General features: G+C 65.8%; 20 protein-coding genes. 11 read left to right on the top strand and 9 right to left on the bottom strand.

Going from position 1 to position 18616, the window contains the following annotated elements:
* Positions 1 to 176: 176 nt before the first annotated feature.
* Both AXK60_RS13270 and AXK60_RS13265 read right to left on the bottom strand, forming a co-directional pair.
* Positions 177 to 1040 carry a DUF2637 domain-containing protein gene (locus AXK60_RS13270; protein ID WP_068571619.1) on the bottom strand — a complete coding sequence of 288 codons (864 nt, stop codon included), beginning with the start codon at positions 1038 to 1040 and terminating at the stop codon, positions 177 to 179.
* Positions 1041 to 1359: 319 nt separating this feature from the next.
* Positions 1360 to 1713, bottom strand: coding sequence for a hypothetical protein (locus tag AXK60_RS13265; protein ID WP_068571618.1), 354 nt, complete (start codon positions 1711 to 1713; stop codon positions 1360 to 1362).
* Positions 1714 to 1960: 247 nt separating this feature from the next.
* Here AXK60_RS13265 and AXK60_RS13260 point away from each other — a divergent pair, with 247 nt between their 5' ends.
* A complete protein-coding gene (locus AXK60_RS13260; protein WP_068571617.1) occupies positions 1961 to 3970 on the top strand; it encodes a hypothetical protein in 2010 nt (669 codons plus the stop codon).
* A 143-nt stretch (positions 3971 to 4113) separates the two neighbouring features.
* On the opposite strand, the gene AXK60_RS13255 is transcribed toward AXK60_RS13260, so the two are convergent.
* Complete coding sequence (locus AXK60_RS13255) at positions 4114 to 4674, bottom strand: hypothetical protein (protein WP_139057945.1); 561 nt, start codon at positions 4672 to 4674, stop codon at positions 4114 to 4116.
* Between the two features lie 95 nt (positions 4675 to 4769).
* Here AXK60_RS13255 and AXK60_RS13250 point away from each other — a divergent pair, with 95 nt between their 5' ends.
* The 3 genes from AXK60_RS13250 to AXK60_RS27655 are packed head-to-tail and all read left to right on the top strand — an operon-like array spanning position 4770 to position 7274.
* Positions 4770 to 5657, top strand: coding sequence for a hypothetical protein (locus AXK60_RS13250; RefSeq protein WP_139057944.1), 888 nt, complete (start codon positions 4770 to 4772; stop codon positions 5655 to 5657).
* A 45-nt stretch (positions 5658 to 5702) separates the two neighbouring features.
* Entirely contained in the window at positions 5703 to 6431 is a 729-nt protein-coding gene (locus AXK60_RS27660; RefSeq protein ID WP_244881104.1) for a hypothetical protein, read from the top strand.
* Between the two features lie 21 nt (positions 6432 to 6452).
* Entirely contained in the window at positions 6453 to 7274 is an 822-nt protein-coding gene (locus AXK60_RS27655; RefSeq protein WP_244881103.1) for a hypothetical protein, read from the top strand.
* Positions 7275 to 7319: 45 nt separating this feature from the next.
* On the opposite strand, the gene AXK60_RS13240 is transcribed toward AXK60_RS27655, so the two are convergent.
* The 4 genes from AXK60_RS13240 to AXK60_RS13225 all read right to left on the bottom strand — a co-directional run bounded on the left by AXK60_RS13240 (position 7320) and on the right by AXK60_RS13225 (position 11819).
* Entirely contained in the window at positions 7320 to 7880 is a 561-nt protein-coding gene (locus AXK60_RS13240) for a hypothetical protein (RefSeq protein ID WP_068571614.1), read from the bottom strand.
* Between the two features lie 50 nt (positions 7881 to 7930).
* The gene (locus AXK60_RS13235) at positions 7931 to 8488 is read right to left on the bottom strand and encodes a hypothetical protein (RefSeq protein WP_068571613.1); all 558 of its coding nucleotides are present in this window, start codon (positions 8486 to 8488) and stop codon (positions 7931 to 7933) included.
* A 4-nt stretch (positions 8489 to 8492) separates the two neighbouring features.
* A complete protein-coding gene (locus tag AXK60_RS13230; protein WP_082778016.1) occupies positions 8493 to 8870 on the bottom strand; it encodes a hypothetical protein in 378 nt (125 codons plus the stop codon).
* Between the two features lie 123 nt (positions 8871 to 8993).
* Entirely contained in the window at positions 8994 to 11819 is a 2826-nt protein-coding gene (locus AXK60_RS13225) for a DNA methyltransferase (protein WP_068571611.1), read from the bottom strand.
* A 753-nt stretch (positions 11820 to 12572) separates the two neighbouring features.
* Here AXK60_RS13225 and AXK60_RS13220 point away from each other — a divergent pair.
* From AXK60_RS13220 to AXK60_RS25870, 4 genes are read left to right on the top strand one after another with little or no spacing between them, the layout of a single operon-like run.
* On the top strand, positions 12573 to 13142 hold the full coding sequence (locus AXK60_RS13220; RefSeq protein WP_068571610.1) for a hypothetical protein: 570 nt from the start codon (positions 12573 to 12575) through the stop codon (positions 13140 to 13142).
* Positions 13135 to 13635, top strand: coding sequence for a hypothetical protein (locus AXK60_RS13215; protein ID WP_068571609.1), 501 nt, complete (start codon positions 13135 to 13137; stop codon positions 13633 to 13635). Before AXK60_RS13220 ends, AXK60_RS13215 begins: the two co-directional genes overlap by 8 nt.
* On the top strand, positions 13632 to 13847 hold the full coding sequence (locus tag AXK60_RS13210) for a hypothetical protein (RefSeq protein ID WP_068571608.1): 216 nt from the start codon (positions 13632 to 13634) through the stop codon (positions 13845 to 13847). The genes AXK60_RS13215 and AXK60_RS13210 overlap by 4 nt, the downstream gene beginning before the upstream one ends.
* Entirely contained in the window at positions 13844 to 14653 is an 810-nt protein-coding gene (locus tag AXK60_RS25870; RefSeq protein ID WP_068571607.1) for a VOC family protein, read from the top strand. The genes AXK60_RS13210 and AXK60_RS25870 overlap by 4 nt, the downstream gene beginning before the upstream one ends.
* Positions 14654 to 14725: 72 nt before the next feature.
* On the opposite strand, the gene AXK60_RS26495 is transcribed toward AXK60_RS25870, so the two are convergent.
* On the bottom strand, positions 14726 to 15079 hold the full coding sequence (locus tag AXK60_RS26495; RefSeq protein WP_139057943.1) for a hypothetical protein: 354 nt from the start codon (positions 15077 to 15079) through the stop codon (positions 14726 to 14728).
* Between the two features lie 108 nt (positions 15080 to 15187).
* Here AXK60_RS26495 and AXK60_RS13195 point away from each other — a divergent pair, with 108 nt between their 5' ends.
* From AXK60_RS13195 to AXK60_RS13185, 3 genes are all read left to right on the top strand, one after another.
* A complete protein-coding gene (locus AXK60_RS13195; protein ID WP_068571605.1) occupies positions 15188 to 16696 on the top strand; it encodes a serine/threonine-protein kinase in 1509 nt (502 codons plus the stop codon).
* A 34-nt stretch (positions 16697 to 16730) separates the two neighbouring features.
* Positions 16731 to 17027, top strand: coding sequence for a hypothetical protein (locus tag AXK60_RS13190; protein WP_068571604.1), 297 nt, complete (start codon positions 16731 to 16733; stop codon positions 17025 to 17027).
* A gap of 168 nt (positions 17028 to 17195) precedes the next feature.
* Entirely contained in the window at positions 17196 to 18335 is a 1140-nt protein-coding gene (locus AXK60_RS13185) for a DUF7373 family lipoprotein (RefSeq protein WP_068571603.1), read from the top strand.
* A 46-nt stretch (positions 18336 to 18381) separates the two neighbouring features.
* Here AXK60_RS13185 and AXK60_RS13180 read toward each other — a convergent pair whose 3' ends face one another.
* A complete protein-coding gene (locus AXK60_RS13180) occupies positions 18382 to 18597 on the bottom strand; it encodes a hypothetical protein (protein WP_139057942.1) in 216 nt (71 codons plus the stop codon).
* Positions 18598 to 18616: the final 19 nt, after the last annotated feature.

The raw sequence follows: 18616 nt of genomic DNA, 5'->3' as shown, positions 1-18616 counted from the left end.
GGACCGGGCGAGCTGCAGGCGCATGTCCAACCAGTCCCGTTGTTGTGGACACGCGTGCGGTCGCCGCGATGGACGGCCCTCGTCTTGCCTGTGACAGGCGGAGATGGTGACGCTGGCCGGCGCAGGCTAGCTGGCGGACGCGGGCGAGGCGGTCCGAACGGCGCCGTGGGCGCCGATTACGCGGCGCGTCGGATGACCCTCTGCGCGGTACTGGGGCTGATGCCCATCGCCGCGGCGATCTCGCGGCTCGACTCGCCGTCGCGGGCCCGCCGCAAGATCTCAGCGTCACGGTCGGCCGCGTCACCCAACTGCGTCACCGCGGTGCGTCGCGGTGCAGACGCAGCTGCGTCGCCGACTTGCGTCACGGTCGCTGCGTCACGGCGTCGCGTCGCGTCGCTTCGTGATGCCGGGGCTGAGTCAGCGGCCGCGTCGCCGAGCTGGTGCATAGTGTCGCCGCTGATCGAGAGCTGAGACGCGACCTTCGCGTCGCGGTCGATCGAACGCGTTGAGGGCTGCGTCATCCACGCGAGGCCTGCCGGATACGCGGGCTCGGCACTGTGGTGCACCTCGTGTGTCACGGTGTCCGCGTCACGCTTCGCAGCGGGCTCCGCTGCCTCGTCCGCGTCATGGTGCACGATGGGCTGTGTCTCGGGCCGTGCCGCGAGCAGCATGACCGATGCCACCGCGATCGTGGCGTCGGCCAACAGGGGCCATCCGGCAGCAACAGCGGGCGGCTGGCCGAGCGTGATGGCGAGGTCGCGCAGCGCAGCGAACGACAACACGAACGCCAGGACGGCGATCGCCAGCGCACCCGCTACACCCACCCTGTAGGCCCAGCGCCGCAGGCCGTGGCCAGCGGTGCGGGCCAAGCCCTCCGTGACGGCGAGGAGCGCGATCGGCGGTAGCGCAGCGGCGACAGCGGCAGGGACACGCAGGTCCGCAGGAGCCGACAACAGCGCGTGCCCGACGTTCCCGGCAACAGACACGGTGACGGCGGAGATCAGGCTGACAACCCAGAAGCGCTGCGGCGTGGTGCTCACCGGAAGCCTCCCGAGATAGCCCGTGGACTGCGGATACGGCTGGTCCGGCCGCTGTGGCCCATCCGTCCGGCCGGTCCGGTGCTCGTCCGGCCGATGTGGCGCGTCGATACGGCCGTCGTGGCGTAGAGCTGGCTGTAGCTCTCGCTGTAGCGCAGCTTGTAGCGCGAACAGACACGCGCGACACGGCCGCTGATACCGCAGATATCAGGAAAGGTGCAGGTCACGAGTCGATACGCGGCACCGCGTGCGAGGTGGAATGCGTGACCGGCGCCGCGCGCGGGCGGCGGTCTGTAGGGCGCCGTGTGGGCCACGGGTGCGGTCACTGGCTGGCCGCCTCGGCCTCGACGTCCCGTTCTGCTCTGGCCTCGGCGAGGCGCGCCGCGACGGTGCCCCGGCTCATTCCGAGGGCGTCGGCGAGCCCGCGCTCGGACGCACCGGCCTCGTGGAGCAGGAGCATCACTGCGCTGATCTTGCTTTCGCGGCGGGCCTGGCCGCGCTGCCACTTCACCAGCGCGGCCAGAGCGACGTTGGGCGGGACGGGATCGTCCGGGTGGGGCCGCAGCTGCTGACTGGTCACGGCGATCGTGGTGGCCGCCATGGTGAGCGCGTTGGGGAGCTTGGAGGCGGCGCGTGCTGCGGCGGCGTGGTTTGTGACTGTGAAGCGCGTGCTCATGGGCGATCCTGACGGTTGCGGTGGCCGTGCGATCCGGCCGGTTTCGGTGTCCGTTGTACCTTGAGATCGTCTGCAGCTCAAGCGCTCTCGCCAATGTGCAGACTAATTGTGGCCGCATTGCCCCTCGTTGGAGTAGCTGGGCGCCAGATTCAGATAGGCCAGCGCATAATCCGGCGGAAACTGAGATGCAGCGCACGAGAGGAGTCGATCGCACCTTCTTGTCGGGGGACACCTCTACGCTCGCTCCATGTCCAGACTCGGCGGATTCCCACATCCTCGCTCCTTCGTGTCCGACGCGCTGTACGAGACCACTACCTCCGGGACTGGAGTGGTGCGGACGTCACTGCCGCCGGGGCCTGAACGGGACGCGATCATGGCCGAGTTCCTGGAGGCGCTTACGTCAGACGCGGCTGATGTGCCTGCGTTGGTTGAGGAGCTCCGCGGGCTGATGGCTGGCCGCGATCTCACTCAGCTCATTAACTCCGTGGCAGTACCTGCGGCGATGGTCACGTTCTCGGGTAGCGAGAGCCTCGCCGACGGTGATCTCACGTCGACGTGGGCGGCGCAGATCGAATACCTGGTGGGTGTCGCGCTGTCTGTGGAACCGGGCGGTGACGTAGACACCCCCGCTGAGATTTCGCAGCGTGTGAGTCAGCTGATCAGCGACATCTTCGAGGCCGATCAGGTGCGCATGTTCACTGAGTCCACCGAGAACGCAGACGCCACCGCTGCGGACCGTGAGTTTGTGCTGCATCAGCTGCAGATGGAGTATCAGTCGGACCGGATGCCCGGCTTCGCAGTGCATCTCGAGCAAGTCGATGCGGAGGTCTTCGGGCGGTACCACGACTACTACGTGAACGGGCTCGGGTTCGATCCCGCAGACGTGATTCGCGCGACCCGGATTCACACCCGGTCGACGAGCAGCATGTTTACCGCAGCTCTCGCGGGCTTGACCGATGCGTTGAACAGCGGTGGACCGAGCACCGAGACAGACGAAGTGATGCGCAGGGCGTTCGATGCGATCACGCTGTGGAGGCCCGAGGATGTCGCGGCAAGCACCGGCATCGCCGTGGAGCAGGTCAACGCGATGTTGGACTTCTTCTCGACGGAGTACGGCTGCCAACCCGAGTTCCGTGTGCCCGGCGATGCGAACCGGGCGCGCACACATCCCTGCATCAACCTGGGCGGCGGCACCTACCTCGTGCCTGATCCGTGGTCGCTGTCTTCGATCATCCACTCCCGCCTCGCCGCGGAACCGAAGCGGAACGGCTTCGACCCGCAGAAGTACTTCAAGCACCGCCAAGACGCGCACGAGCGCCTGGTCAGCGGCGCGCTGGAGAAGGTGTTTGGCGCCCCCAGCGTGCAGTCGGCGCAACACTATGATGCCGCTTCGGGGCAGCACGGTGAGATCGACACTCTCGTTGCGTCCGAGTGGCCGCTAGTGGTCGAAGCTAAGGCAATCACACTGACCGAGGCCGGGCGGCGCGGTGCCCCGCGCCGGGTCGACTCGAAGATCGAGTCGATCCTAGGTAAAGCGCTGGACCAGACCGACCGAGCCCTGACCTACATACTTGATGACGGCGGCCGCACATTTGCGTCCACAGAGAACGGCAGGTCGAGACCGGTCCTTCCAGACGTCGTGTCAGGCGGAACAGCGATAATCGCCACGTTCGAGCGGATCGACCCGTTCGCCTCGGGCGGTCTGACAGTTGCCGGCAACGTTAACCGGCCCACCTGGGTCGTTTCCCTCACGGACCTGCTGATGGTCACCGAAATCCTCACGGACCCGCCAGCGTTCCATCACTACGCACGGACTCGGGCGGGGATGCACAGAGCGGGCGCGACGGTATTCACTGAGGCTGATGCTCTCGGCGCCTACCTCATCGACCGCCTCAAGATTCTGGACAGTGCCGCAGTAGATACGCGGCTCGTGATCGGGTACTCGTCCGATGCGCTCAATAACTTTTACACTCGGCAAGAAGCCGGTCTACCGGTAGACAAGCCGACCGCTCGCGTACCTGAGGAGGTTATCGGAGCCCTGCTCACTGCGATGAACGAACCGGGCTGGTCGACCTGTGTCGACGCGGTCATGACGGCGGAACTCGCGGTATGGAAGAAGTGGAAGAACTTCCGGCGCAAACACCGTCGCGGTGGGACGTTCACACTGAACGGAACGACCTCTCTCGTCGTCGGCTCAGCGGACGAGTCGCGGCTAGGGCGTGAGGGCGACTTGCTCCTCATCAACATCCATAGCTGACCTCGAACACGGACTCCCCCTTGATCTTGGACATGCCACTTCCACACGGTGTTGGGGAAGGCAAGACGATCGAGATCATCCAAGGAAGGCGGAGCACGTCACCCCGCGCGTAGCGGTGCGTCGACCAAGGGTCCGGTGAGGTCTCACCATCGCCGCGGTCTCCACGTCGCCAGGACAACGGCGATCACGGTGGCGATGTCGATCAGCCTTGGTGCGCCTCTCGAGGACCGTTCCGGCGTGGGCGCTGGCTCGACCCTCGTGGACATCCGGGGCGTCGGCCTCACTGGTTTTCCTGCTCGCCGGGTCATCATTTTCTCGCCGAGCAACATGAGCACGTACAGCAGGAACGCCACCACAAGCGTTCGCTTAGCTGATAACGGCTCGGCCCTGGTGAGGGGCGCGGTGCAGCCGATCAGGACCATGCCCGAGAAGGCGAAACCTACATAGACGTTCCCTGTGCGCATAACAGTCCTGCGCCAGCCCGTGGCGTCGGCGGACGCCACAGACCAACCGGCCAGCACCATCATCGAGACCATGAGAAGCACAACAAGTCCCAAGAACAACGTCGAATCCACGTACGCCGCGGTTGGCAGCAGTGTCGCGAGCAGCGGGATGCTGCGCTGCAGAAGGCGCAGTGGGAGCCACCAGCGAGTGGGGATCAGTGGCGGATCAACGTAGTTCATCACGACGTTCTGGAAGGTCACGGCGGACACGTTAGACGGAACGTCGCGTCTGAGCCCGGCATCGATCGATGCGCGTACTCCGCAACGGCCCGGCCGCGGCAGTGCATCATGAGCTGATGTCCGGTGTCGACGAGCTTCTCGAGGATCTCTCTTTGGCGGCCGCCGATCTTCTTCGCGACTGGGAGGCTCTTGCGCGAGCGTGCGGAGCGAAGGCGACCCCGACGAGCCCGTGCGCATGTCAGGCACCGACCTTCCCGGTGCGGTTGGCGAAACCCGAAGTCGTTGCACAGGAGATCGCGACGGATTGCGTTGTCTACGTCGCGGCCGCATCCCAGCAACTGCGGATGCTCGCCAAGCTCGACGACACCGAGTTGGTCCTGAACGGCTGGAGCATTACCCGCACCGTCGTCGAGCACTGCAGCCGTGTGGGGTGGCTGCTAGACCGCGACGTGTCTGCACGGGCGAGGTTGGCTCGCTGGTACATGGAACTGATCGCGAGTGCCCAGAGGATGCGGAACGTGGCCAAAGCGACCGGCGACACCGCCCTCAGGGAGCGCGCGGAGCGTCACAGGGACAGGATTGTGAGTGATGCTCGGCGGGTCTTCCCGGATGCGGCGGTCTATCCAGGTGGAGAGCCGAGGAACTGGTCGGTCGACGGCGAGAAGTATGCGGGTCTGTCGAAGGCCGCGAACAATTTCGGCCGGGACCACCTTGAGCAGCGGGGGCTGTACGACTCGCTGTCGAGCTTCACGCACCCATCGCTCGACCGGCTTGCGCAGCAGACGCGGGCCGCGCCGAGGGGTACCGAACTCTTCAAGCAGTTCGTGGCCGCACCCGCGGACATTCGCTGGCAATTCGCGATCGCCTGCAACTCCGTGCGGAGCGCAGCACAGCTAATCGCGTGGTACCTCGAGCTTGACGCGACCGGCATCGATACCTGGGGTGGCCGGCATCCGGCGCTGCGACTCGGTGCCTTCGGGTTTCCTGGCCGATGTGACGGCTAAGCGAGCACTCCATGACTGTCGGTACCCGCTTGTAAGCTGCCGCGCATGTCCGACACTGTCCCGGCGATCACTGTCCCTGACGGTCAGCCCGTCCGCCGCTTCATGCGGTACGTGCGTCCACCCATCAAGGACGACGAGGCGCACCCACCGCTCTACCCTCTGCGGCCAGGCACGCGCGCACTTCGCCTGGGGATCGATGTGACCACCATCCCCGCGCCGCCGCCTGGCGAATTCTCCACCTTCTTCGGCCGCAACGAAATCGAGTTTCAGTTGCTCGTACCGCGAGGCTCCGAGATACCGGACGCGTGGATGGACGTTCTCGCCGATCCGCTCGTCCGCCAGATCGGGTTCACCACTATCGAGGAGGCAACTCGTCACCTCGACACGGTCGAGTTCTGGGTGGCGACGGACTCCGAGCACCGCCGCTCCAGGGCTCGAGCGCATTTCTTCCCCGTGTATCAGCAGCTCGACCAGCAGAGCCACACCCAGGGCGAGACCATCACCGTGGAGCAACGGAACCGCGCGGCGGCTTACGCGGCCGCCGCAGCAGTCGTCGGCATCGACGTGATCGTCACAGCCGCGCCCACAGTCGGTCGAAGCGATGTCGCGGACAACGACACCGTCGCCAGCGTCACCCCCGGCGACGCGGTGGCCCTCATCGGGCATCACCTGCGGATGACGAACAATCCCGTCGTGCAGGTGCGCAGCGGTCGTCTCCCCGGAGGAGGCACATGGACAGAGACCGAATCCGCAGCGACAATCGAAAACCTCTAGGACTGGGGGATCGGCGCTGGGATGCCCTACTTCGACTCTCTCCAGATGTTCATCGCGCCGCACCTCGGCGGCCCCGAGTTTGTCGCGGCCGTGAAGTCGATTCGAATTCGACTTCGGCGCGCCACCCGGGCACTCGATCAGCTTCTAGCCGTGCTGTCCAACCCGATCGATGGCAAGCGGGGTGTCGACGTCATCGAAGCCGTCGCGGAGGCATTCGACAGGCAGCTGCTCTTCCTCGCTGCCGCCTTCGACATCTACGGTCGCCGCTTCCTGCTGCTGATCGATCCGACCCGAGACCCGAAGAAGTACCGGCTCTCGCTCGACGCCGGCGGATACATAACAGAGCACCTGGTTCGGGAGTACCCTGCCGACGCACTCGCGGAGGTCGAGCGACTGCACGCGTACGCCGGAGTATGCAAGGAACTCCGCAACCACATCCACGACGGCATCCTGCCCATCGACCAGCATCCCGGCAGGCCTTACGGCAGCACGAAGAACATCGCCTTGAACCTAGACACGATGCCACGCCTACTCCCTGGAACGAACCCGACGCTGACCCAGGACCACTACGACCGGCTCGGCGTCTGGCGGGCGGAACCCGCCGCGCTGTTCGGTCCCAAACACGTGGTCGCGGACCTAGCGACTGCGGCCGTCACGCTCATGAGCGCCGGCACCGCGTTGATCGAGGAGTTCACCAAGCTGATCCTCCGACACAAACCGTCGAGCGCCTTCGCACCCCACGGGGTTCTCGGGTGCATTCAGGTGCAGCCCGACGAAGCAGTACCTCAGCCCGGGGAACGCGAGCTCTTCTACCGGTCGCTATTCGCGTGGCCGCAGGTCTGACCCACTTGGTGAGTGTCCACGAACCATGTCCGGATTCTGCGGTGCTCACGCCTCGCCGAGCGATGTCTGTCCGGGCAATCCGTATTCGACCTGCCGCGGGGTGGCGAAGTCGTAAGTGACGCGATGTCGTCCACCCCACCGCCGGCCGGCGAGCCGTGGCCACGAGGCCGTGACCGTCGGCTTCGCCTGCGAGGGGTCGTGCCGTGCGACCACGCAGACGTTCACGGACTCGCCGGGGGCGATCGCTGCGACGATGTTGCTCCACAGAGGCTGGTCGGTCTCCACCGCTTGCCCGGCGTACGGCTTCGTGCCGGAGTCGCCGATCGACACCCGCGGTCGACACCGCATACCTGCGAGCCTTACGTCGTGCGCGGTGCCGTCCCCGTAGTTGGTCAGGCTCAGCCATCCCAGCGGCATCCAGGTGACACCGGTGAAGTCGCCCTCGTTCTTCCGGGTAATCCGCTCCAGATCGTCGACTAACGCCGTCGACGGCGACAGTCGTAGGTCCGGCCGAGGCCCGACCACGAATCGGTTCACCAGCACGGTGACGAGCGCGCCGGTCGCACCCGACGTCAGGATGGTCGCCCAGGTCGGCAGCTGTGACATGACCCGAACCATACCGGCGCTGCCGGTGGGGATCTGGCGGAATCCTGTCGCTACGCCTCGTGATCCCGGTCGTACGCCTCTTCACACTCGAGCGCCTGGTCCTGGTAGTACATCGACATCGCTGCCCACTCGAGGTAAGGGCGATCGAGTGTCGCGATGACGGGGAGCTTCGACAGGGACACCTCAACGGGTTCGTGGCCCCACTGCATCACGAACTCATCGAACCAGGTATCACCGAGCGGGAAGTCCCCGAACAGTGCGTCGCAGGCGCGGCACCCGTGCGAGAGGTACGTCGCCCGCATCGTTTTCGAGTAGCGCGGCTTGATCGTCGGCAGGTACTGCGTGTCGCCGGCCGCCTGAAGGAACTCCTGGATGTAGGAGAGCGCCTTCTCGGAGGTGATCATCTCCGTGTCGAACTGGTGCTTTCCGCCGTCGACGTTCCAGTACCGGGTATGGACCAGCCAGGGCACCAGGTTCCTCTCGTTGCAGCGCCAGCATTCGTAGGGCATGCCGCGGAGCGTGATCGGGAACCGGTACTCCGACAGCTCGTTCAGCACGAAACGTGCAGTGTCGAGGAACGGGCTGTCAGGGCGAACGGGACCGGTCACGCCGTCACCTCCTCTTCTGCAAGGCGTAGTCGACCTTCTTCCCGAGCACCTTCAGCAGCGTGTGCGTGTCCACCTGGTCGAGCGTGAGGAGCCGCTCCGGGTGCGTGATCCGCGACAGTTCCTCCGCCGACGGCTCGGGCACTTCGAGCGCGACGGTGCGGGCATACTCGGCGTCGATGTTCTCGAACACGAGTCCGCTGTCCTCGGTGCTCCAGGCCTCGCTGACGAACCAGTTCGCGATGAAGACGCGGGTGCGGGGGATCAGTGTCCACACCGTTGCGCGCTCGAGCTCGGTGCGTGCCCTGGGCCGGGTGATGCCGAGCCATCGCAGGTCGCCTTCGGTGTCGGTGATCTCCCAGAACTGCCACGCCGCGGATGCCATGCGGCGAGAGTAGCTGGGATCATCGACTACTCCGGACAGTCGTCTCTGGGATTTGACGCTGCGCGCGGTATTCATTCCCCTCGACACCTGAGCAGCAGCCGCACGGACTTGATCCAGCTCTGCTCAGCTCGCTGTGAGTCGGTGGGTGGACCGATAGATACCTGGTCGTCCCTGTCCGCCCGGCTTACGTGCGACTTCTGGGTCCTTAGCGGCCGCGAGGTTCAGCGCCAGGAGCTGGGCGAGCAGGTCTTCATCGGGGTTGAAGCCGTAGGCCTCCACTACCGCCGTGTCAAGCTCGTCGTGTAGGTCACGCAGCGCGGACTTACCCGGTTCCCGGAGCGCGTCGTACTGCTGCCCCAGTGTCAGCCCCTGTTCCCGGTAGGTCGCGCGGAGTCCAATTATGTCGCCGCTGAGCTTTGCGATCCGGGCAACCTGTAGTTCGCTCGGGTTCGACGGCCACGGGAATGTGTTCCAGACTGTCGTGGGTGTGTAGCGCGGGTCAACCTTGAGCTTGGAGCACCGCTCGTCGAACCATTTTCGGTGAAGGTCCGAGGACAGGACGCCGAACGAGTAGTCGTCATCAAGAGCGAAGACCTGGACCGATGCATCAGGTCGGATGCTGCTGGCGACGAACTCGTAGATCGAGCGCCGCCCCTGGCCGGCAACAATCGTGAGTGCGATGTATCGCTCGAGAGGCGTGATGGCCGCGAGCATGTCTTCACGCCGATACGAATGCTTCCACCATCTCGCGAAGAAGTTCGTGTGATGCTTCTTCGGCTTCGCCTTGGGGTTGGCTGCCAGAGCCTTCGCGTTGTTGTTCGCTTCCTTCTCTGCGGCGAGCTTACGGCCCGGCAGTACTCGCTCAGCCAGGATCGACATCACCTCGGGGTAGGCGATCTTCGCCTTGATTAGGTCGTCCTCGGCGATGTCGATCACGTATCCGGGCACCGTGTTCAGGTGGATCAGGGGGTCACCGCTCACCATTGGGTGCACGACGTCAGCGAGCCTCGGATTCTTAGCGATCAGGGCCTTCGCTGCGGCGGTTGTGAGTCTGAAGCCCTTGACGTTGCCGGTCGTCTGTCCCTGGAAGCAGAGCTTGGGCTTCTTGTTCAGAGGGAGGTCGGCGGCCTTCGTGACATCGGTCAACGGACGTAGTGTTGTCGGAATATGCGGCACTGGCAACTTCAGCTCACCCTCGTCGAGCCACAACAGCTTCTCGGCGGGTGCGTTGTCGGCGCCCTTGATCCAGTTGACGATCGAAACGTGGACAACGGCATCACCCGACCACGGCTTGACTGACACGGCATCGAAGATGACCCCGCCGTGATCAACGACGTACTCGAGCGAAGCCTTCCGTGAGTCGTTGTCCCGGATTGCCTGAGTCGCCACGAATCCGGCACGGCCGCCGTCAGGTAGATGCTGTTGCGCGAGAGGGAACCAGTAGGTCACGAAGTCCGAGACGCCGCCGACATGTGGGTACTTCTCGGACAGGATTGAGCAGTAGTCAGATCCGAGCTCTTCGACCATCTTCCGGCGTCCGTTGTACGGTGGGTTTCCGATGATGACGTCCGATTTTGGCCATGGGGTGAACAGTGCGTCAGCCCAGCGAATCGAGCCGTCGAGGTTATCCAGTGGGAGTGCGTCTGCCTGCTCGTCGAGCTCGTCAGCCGCGAGCTTCTTGGCCATCATCATCGTCACCTTGGCGACTTCGACGGCGAACCGGTTGTTGTCGAGTCCGAGGAAGTGGTCCGGCGTCACGTACGAGATCGACACCTGGTCCTTGCGGACCTTCTGACGCTGCTGGATCCGCAGCTTTACCTCAGCCTCGAGTCGACGCATCTCCCGGTAGGCCACATACAGGAAGTTCCCCGACCCGCACGCCGGATCGAGAACGCGGAAACTGCCCATGTCGAAGCGAACCTGCTCCAGCTCGGCGATCGTCTTTGCTGCCTGTATCCGCTCCCTCCACGGGTCGACGATGCAGGGCAGTACCACGCGCGCGATATCCGCCTGCGAGGTGAAATGCGCACCATAAGCGTGCCTCTCACCCTTGTCCATCGAGGTCTCGAACAGCGTGCCGAAGATCTCGGGCCGCACATCCGACCAGTCGGTGGAGGCCGCGATACGCATCGCCTTGAGCTCATCCATCGTCATCTCGACCGGAACGATCTCGGAGAAAAGACCACCGTTGAAGTAGGGCGTCCCAGCGAAGTGCCCGCCCTTGGTCACGCCAGCGCTGTTCATCTCCCGGAAGAGCGAGCCGAGCAGGTCGTAGGCGTCCGCTCCGTTCTTCGACTCCTCGAGGGTTCGCGTGAAGAACTTCGACGGCAGAAGCCCGATGTCCTCGGCGAACATCGTGACGACCGACTGGAGTACAAACCGCTGCGCATCAAGCCGGCTGATGCCTCGCTCGTGCATCGTGCGGAACACGCCTGACACCTGTGCGGCAGCTTCTCGGGTCACCTTCACCAGGTCGTTGCCGAAGATAGGCACCTCAGGCTTCGACAGCAGGAATGCCAGTACCTCGCGCCGCTGCGGCAGATCGTCGATCGACAGCTTGTCCATTGGCTCATCGAGCTGGACGTCGAAGTCGTAGACCCAGAACTCGTCGAAGTTGCAGAGAACGACCCAGCGCGGGCGGTCAGGAACCGCCTGCATCCAATACTTGAACGCCTGGGAGTAGTGCTTCGACAGATCCGTGCCAGCCTTCTTCATCTCGACGATGCAGTGCGGCTTCCACATCAAGTCGGCGAAGCAGACGTTGCCGAAATCCATCTGATGAATACGTGCCTCGGGTACCGCGCCTGCTTCGCGGATGCCGCCGTGGCCGAATGCCATGAACAGGCGGTCGAGGAAGATCGTCGCCTCGCCCTTCTCGTCGCCCTTCAGGTGGTTCTTCCGATACGCGACGAACTCCGCGAGCGACGTCTTGAGATTCTCAGGCTCCACGTGTACATCGTATGAAGACTCGGCCCCGGGTCGGGGCTCAACCCCGAGCTTTGCCGGGCCTCGACCTGGACTGCCCCGTGCCATCATCGATCCGCGATGCTCACCCTCGCCCCAGACTCCGACGCAACCGCCCTTCCGGCCAACGCCGAGGCCTAGCTGGCCTCCCACCGGGAGTTCTCGACGACACTCCGGGACGGCGGCGCGCACACCCCGGAGGCCGAGGCGATCCGGCGCCAGGTGGAAGAGCTAGGGGAGTGCCCAACCGGCACCTGCTACGGGGCCCTCTGGGCAACGTCACGCTGGCTGGCGACCCCGCGCAGCGTCTCAGAGAATGAGACCACTCCGTCGCAGATCAGCACGCACGTTATCGAGCCGGTTGCTCGTACTGGGCAAGATGACGATCTGTGCCGCGGGGTCGGGCGGCACACATTTCCAATGGCCGCTGCCGTTGCGAGAGACATCCCAGCCTTGGCTACGGCACGCATCGAGCAGGTCCTTGAGGTCGCTTCCCATGGCCGGCAGGGTCGGTGGCCGAGCCCGGAATCGGCGAGCGCGGCGCGAGTTGCCCTTACGTCAGCTGGCCGCGATAGGCTCAGCTCCATGCAGATGACGCGGTCGCGCGGACGGCAACGCTAGCCGCACCCCACCCCGGGGTGCGGCGACGTTGTCACCGGAAGGCACCTCATGCCTGCTACCGCTCTCTCCCGCCTGCGTATTGCAGGCGAACTTGACGCCGCCCGCGACCTCCTGACTGTGCTGGCCGCGATCGCCGGCACCGCCCCGCCCAACCTCGCCGACACGGAATCTGCCACCGTCACGGTTGGCGGCACGAGGATCGAGGTGGCGGTCGGCGAACCCGCCGCACCGGCCGTGATCGAGCTGCGCACCGACCGTCCGCTCGCCGTCGTGCTCGATGACGTCATCGCGGCCAGCGGCAGCGCGAGCAGTGCGCCGAGCGATCCCGACGCGCCGATCGAGACCGTCACCGCACACGTCGGCCTGATCGCGATCGTTGTGCGCGGCTGCGAAGAGTCCACCGGTCCCGACCCCGATTCGTCTCCCTCCACGGAGGCGGAGCTCCGTTCGTTCCTTTTCGAACGGCTGGTTTCGGCGGAGCGCCCGGGCGCCGACTACGCGTACTGGCGCCGGTCGTTGATCGACGCCGACCAGATGCGCGCCACGATTGACCTCGTGTCCGCTCAGCTCCGCGCGCTGATCCCGCCGAGCCCGCGCGCCCTGTCCAGCCACGTCGCGATCCGGCTCGGGCTCGCTCGTCTGAACGCGGAGATCGAGACGGAGATCGAGGAGGCTGGCCGTGGCTGAGTCTGAGGGATACCGCCGTCGGATTGCGCTGTTGGCCGCCGTGGACGCGGACATGATGGCTGTCCACGAGAGAGTACTGACCTTGATGCAGCGGGGAGTCCCCGTCGACGCGTTCGAGGTGCAGATGCAGGTCAGCATGAGGTTGGAGCAGCTGGCTAAGGCGGTCGACGAGGTGCTGGGCTACATGGAGCTTCACCCGGCCGAGCTTGCTGAGCGGGCTGATCGCGTCGTCCTGGTCGATCGCAGCGGTCCCGAGCCACTCACGCACACCTACCCGCTCGAAGACTGGCGCGAGCACGGGCCGAAGATCCTTACTGCGGCGCTTCGACTGTGGGGAGCGGCAGGAGGCCGCGCGCGGCTCTCCGGTAGCGCGCTGCGCGGGAGAGGAACCGTGACCACGGAGAGAGGCAGTTACACGGCCTGTGCCTGGTACGCCGCCGACGCTGGCGGTCACGCGATCTGGCCCGAGACTGAGCAGGGGGTGCAGCAGTGATCGCCGCCGCAGCGGAGCGCACCGTTCTGCTGGCGGCCGCGGTCGCCGTCGCGCTGATTGTCGTGTCCGGCGTCGGCGTCGGCGTCGCGTTCCTCGGAACCGTCACCGTGACCCTGTACACCACCGCCCTTGCCTTGCCTGTCCTCGCGCAGGGCCTCGCCGCCGGCCTGCGCTGGGGCTCAACCGATCTGATCAAGGAGGTCCTCACATGACCGAAGAACGCACCTTCACCGACTCTGTCCCGGGCGGCGGCACCGTCGAACTCGGCGTCACGGCCGAGGCCACCAACCTCGAGATCGAGGACACGGTCCTGTCCATCAGCCGCTTTCAGGCCGATGCGGTGCACGCGAAGCTCGCGGAGCAGACCGCACGCTGGCGGGAGCGGCTCTACGAGATGCGCGAGGAGCTCGGTGGTGATCCGGCTCCGGAGCCGCACGCGAGCGCGCTGCCGCCGTGTCCGATGCCTGGACGGATGCGGGCGTGGGAGACGGCCGACGCGGTGTGGCTGCAGTGGGTTGCTCCCGGGCGGGAATTGAATCTCGACCAGGCCGAAGCTGTGCGCGTCCCGGTGTCAGCGACCGACTCGGACGAGGACCTGGTGAAGGCCGCGAACCGGTGGCTGACCGGATACGGCTGCCCGCCCGCGGGCACGGTTGCCTGGATGCTGCCGCAGTTGCGGCGGCACCGGGATCGGCTGGCCGAGGAACGCCGCGGAGGGCTCGCCCTTCGGGTGCTGGTGATCTACGTCGCCGACGTCGAGGCGAGCGCGGCGTGGTACCGGTCGGCGTTGGGGGTCCGCTGGACGCGGGAGCGGCACGGCGACGGGCCTCCGCATATGTCGGCGGAGATCGGCGGTGTGCTGCTCGAGCTGTATCCGGCGGGGGAGCGGGCGGTCAGCCGGGTGCGGATTCAACTCGAAGTAGCGGACGCGTTCGGCGACGCGGACCGTGCGCCTGACGCATTTCCGCGCCAGATGGAGGACTTGGACGGGAACACCGTCGTTGTGACCCTTCGCTGACGGCTCAACCCGACCGATGCCCGCCACCGGAATGGTGGCGGGCATCGCTCGAGTAGTAGTCGCCTGGACGGGCTAGAGGCCGATCTGGAAGCTGCTCGTTCCAGCGGTACAGCGGGTGTAGCTGTCGGACATCGGTCGGTCCATGAGAACGGCAGTGGCGCAGTGCCACTGGCCGACATCGAGGTGCGCGCCGTTGCCCTGCGACTTCGCGATATTGGCGTAGTAGCTCCGCGCGGTGGCCACCGCGTTGCCGCAGTTCACGGAGCCCGCTTGAACGATCACCGGTGCAGTGGTGCCGATCGCCGTTGTGACGGTGCCGCAGACAGTGCCGGGAGCAGGCGCAGCTTGGGCAGCCGGCGCAGCAAATAGTCCGGCCGAGACGACGGCAGTAGCGGACACGGCAGCGGCGAAGAGTCGTTTGCGCATGCACCAAACGTATCCGTCGCGCGGTCAACCCGCGGCGCGTTCGTTGGCTGTTCACCTCCAAGCGACGCACAACCGGCTGGCAGGCCACGATGCGATACGGTCCTCAGCATGGAGGAGGAGCAGGTAATCGCTGGGTACCGCGTGGTACGGCGGCTCGGCGCCGGCGGGATGGGCGAGGTGTTCCTCGTACAACACCCGCGCCTCCCGCGCCGGGATGCGCTCAAGCTCTTGGACGTCTCGGTATCGAGGAACGATGACTTCAAGGCCCGGTTCCAGCGCGAGGCCGATCTCATGGCCGCGCTCAACCACCCGAATATCGTCACTCTCTACGACCGCGGCGAGTTCGAAGGCCGGTTGTGGTTGTCGATGGAGTACGTCGATGGTTCGGACGCCGCGCACTTGCTGCGGGATCGCGGTCCGATGGCACTGGACCGCGCCGCCGAGGTCATCGCCGGGGCAGGGGCCGCGTTGGATTTCGCCTGGGAGCACCACCGGATCACGCACCGTGACGTGAAGCCGGCGAACATCCTCGTCGCGGAGCTGCCGGACGGTTCCCTGCGGTCGGTGAAGCTCGCGGACTTCGGTATCGCCAAGGCGGCAGGGGAGTCGACGTCGCTCACGTCGACGGGGGTGACCATCGGCACCATGGCCTACATCAGCCCCGAGGCGCTGAACGGGGAGATGGTCGACAATCGGGCGGACATCTACTCCCTCGGGTGCGCCGCGTTCCAGCTCCTGGCTGGTGCGACGCCGTTCGAGGCGCCGAACATCTCCGCGTTGATGGCGGCACATATGACGCGGCCGGCGCCTGCGATCACCTCGAAGAATCCGCAGCTGCCAGCGCACCTCGACGCGGTCTTCGCGAAGGTGCTCGCGAAGAAGCTAGCCGACCGCTACCAGTCGTGTGGGGAGTTCGTGGAGGCGCTCCGCGCAGTGCCGGAGGATCCGGCCGCGGCCCCAGTGGTTGATCAGGCACACGTGCGCACCGTTCGACGAGCACAGGTACCGACGCCCGATCCGGGGACACGGCGACCACCTGTGGTCGCACCACGGACTGTGGTCCGCGATTCGGATGTGCCATCGGCGGCAGCTCACGGTAGGACACCGCGTGAACCGAGCCCAGCGTGGTATTCGCGACGGAGAACTCTGCTGGTAGGCGCCTCAGCGACGGTGATCGCGACGATCGCAGTGATCGGTGCGATCGTCGGTTTCCGTTCTTGGGCGGGCGGCGGCTATCAAGTCACCACCGCGGGCAACGGCAACATCGTGATCAGCAAGGGGCGCACCACGTGGCTGACCTCCGCCGCCGAGCTCGAGGTCGTATGCATAGCCGACGCGCCGACCAGCGGAACCGCAACAGCACAAGGATGTGTCCCTCTGAAGACCTCAGACCTGACGCAGCAGGGGAGATCAGCGCTCGCCTCACTCGGCACCGCAGACTCGCTCGACGCCGCGCGCCAACAGGCCGCGAAGTTCACCGAGAGGCACTTTCTCATCGAACGCTGCACGGTCACCACGGAGATCGCTCCCGTCGCGGGGTCCAGCGCAGCGCCAACGACGCAAGTAGTCACCCAGACCAGCACCCCGGCCAGGCCTTGCAGGGGTGGCGCTTCTTAGTCCAGTCGTTATCGAACACTAGTACGATCAACGTGTGGAGGACTATGCGGCGAGGGTGTGGCGGGTGCCCGTGCCGCCCACGCCGTGCCTGGTCTCCACCGCCCGCGCCTTCCCGGGCGCCGGAACGGCCGGCAGGTGGCGGAACCAGACGCCGCTGTGGCTGCGCGCGCACGGGCTACAGCTGCAGCCGGAACTGCACGGCACCATCCTCCGCTGGGCGCGGCTGAGCTCGGGGGACTGGCTTGCGGAGGTGCAGGTGGCTCTCCCGACCGGGCACGGTGCGGTGCCGATCACGACGTGGGTGAGTCAGGTTGCGGTGCGGGCGGCCTGAAGCTCCACCACCACCGCCACGGCGGCCGCCGTCGAAGACGAGCGCGCCCGTCTCGGCGAGTGGGCACCGGCGTATCGCACCAGGCTGCAGGCTGCTGACTGTTCCGCATCTTCCTTCAGGATGCCTCTGCAACAATCTTGAGTCATGGGGAGACGTCACGGATGGGCTTTGAGCGCTGCGCTGGTCGCGACGCTGACCGGCTGCACCAGCACCATCGCAGGAACACCGAGCGCGGATCCAAGTGCAGTCTCCCGGCTCGACACCGGCAACTACCCGACGGGGCCCCGGGAAGTCCCCGCACATGAAGGCGCTCACGGGGCTACCCAGGGTGCGTTCACGCTCAACGATTACCTCGTCGCGCCGTTCGAAGTCGACGCCCAGTTCGACCAAACCGTGGTCATGGCGCGCAACGCGCTCCCCAACTCGGCTTCGCTCGGCCTCATCCTCGGCAACATCCTCGGACCGACCGTGAACCCAGGAATGAACTACGGGATCATCTCCGCGCAGAAGGTCACCGACACCGAACCTGCGCCTCGCGCGCAGATGATGACCGGGCTACTGCGGTACGCGGACACGTCAGCGGCCGAGCAGGCGATGGCGCGAGTGAAAAACCTCCCTTCGGACGGCCGCGAGAGCCGTTCCCCAGCGAAGTATCCCTCAGCCTACGAGGGAATGCCCGCGGCTGCGTTCGGCGGCACCGGCATGTTCTACCTGCAGCACCGCGAGTACCTCCTCCTCGTCAGCTTTCGCGACGTCGCATCCCGCAACACCGTCGAAGGCCTCGCGACGCGATACTTCGACATGCAGCTGCCGGAACTCGATAGGGTGCCGTTCACGTCTCAGGCCGGCCTGAACCTCCCGGTCGATCGCGACGGAATCCGCCGCTACACCCGGGACGATCCCAAGGACACCCAGGTCGGATACTTCACCGCGCGCGCATGGCTGTCGCGGGCCACGGCGACATCGATGAAGCGAGCACGCGCCAAGCAGGAGCTGTTCGGCGTTGACCTCATCGGCTCAGGTACCAGCAACCAGGTCCTTCGAACCCGGGACTCCGGCGCTGCGGCCGCGTACATCCGAACGCTCGGCGACAATGACGGTTGGAAGAGCGCCGGCGGCGTTCCAGGACTCGCCCAGTCCATGTGCATCTCGACGGACACGGAGTCAGCGTTCAACAGCGGCGTCCGGAATGTGTTCGCCTGCGCAACGGCGCGAAGCCGATACGTGGCCGTCGCACAGGCATCGTCCTTGACATCCGCCCAACAGCGCGCCGCAGCGATGTACACGGCGCTGCAGGACGCGAAGTAGTCACCCAGGGCTGCAATCTACGCCGCCATCCTCCCCCGCCGGGCCCTCACGACTGCGCCTCGTTGTCGCCGACCAGTCCCCGTACCGCGCGCCGGATGCTCTCGCGTTCCTGGTCCGGTGTCAGGGCACCGCCATCGCGCAGCGCGGTCCAGTACGCACGTTGTTCCGCGAAGTAGTCCTCGACCCAGCCGGGCAGCGACGGCGATTCGTTCTGTTCGTCCTCCATATCAATTGGACGCACCAGCCCGACGATCGGTTCCATCTCGTGCGATGCTGGCGCC

Origin of the sequence: Tsukamurella pseudospumae, assembly GCF_001575195.1 — a bacterium.
Lineage (GTDB): Bacteria > Actinomycetota > Actinomycetes > Mycobacteriales > Mycobacteriaceae > Tsukamurella > Tsukamurella pseudospumae.
The sequence above is the reverse complement of the archived record's forward strand: the minus strand, read 5'-3'. Positions and strand labels throughout refer to the sequence as shown.

Coding starts and splice junctions, on each gene's coding strand:
- AXK60_RS13265 (WP_068571618.1), bottom strand. CDS start 1,713: ATGAGCACGCGCTTCACAGTCACAAACCACGCCGCCGCAGCACGCGCC.
- AXK60_RS13260 (WP_068571617.1), top strand. CDS start 1,961: ATGTCCAGACTCGGCGGATTCCCACATCCTCGCTCCTTCGTGTCCGAC.
- AXK60_RS13250 (WP_139057944.1), top strand. CDS start 4,770: ATGTCCGGTGTCGACGAGCTTCTCGAGGATCTCTCTTTGGCGGCCGCC.
- AXK60_RS27660 (WP_244881104.1), top strand. CDS start 5,703: ATGTCCGACACTGTCCCGGCGATCACTGTCCCTGACGGTCAGCCCGTC.
- AXK60_RS27655 (WP_244881103.1), top strand. CDS start 6,453: ATGCCCTACTTCGACTCTCTCCAGATGTTCATCGCGCCGCACCTCGGC.
- AXK60_RS13240 (WP_068571614.1), bottom strand. CDS start 7,880: ATGTCACAGCTGCCGACCTGGGCGACCATCCTGACGTCGGGTGCGACC.
- AXK60_RS13230 (WP_082778016.1), bottom strand. CDS start 8,870: ATGGCATCCGCGGCGTGGCAGTTCTGGGAGATCACCGACACCGAAGGC.
- AXK60_RS25870 (WP_068571607.1), top strand. CDS start 13,844: ATGACCGAAGAACGCACCTTCACCGACTCTGTCCCGGGCGGCGGCACC.
- AXK60_RS26495 (WP_139057943.1), bottom strand. CDS start 15,079: ATGCGCAAACGACTCTTCGCCGCTGCCGTGTCCGCTACTGCCGTCGTC.
- AXK60_RS13195 (WP_068571605.1), top strand. CDS start 15,188: ATGGAGGAGGAGCAGGTAATCGCTGGGTACCGCGTGGTACGGCGGCTC.
- AXK60_RS13180 (WP_139057942.1), bottom strand. CDS start 18,597: ATGGAACCGATCGTCGGGCTGGTGCGTCCAATTGATATGGAGGACGAA.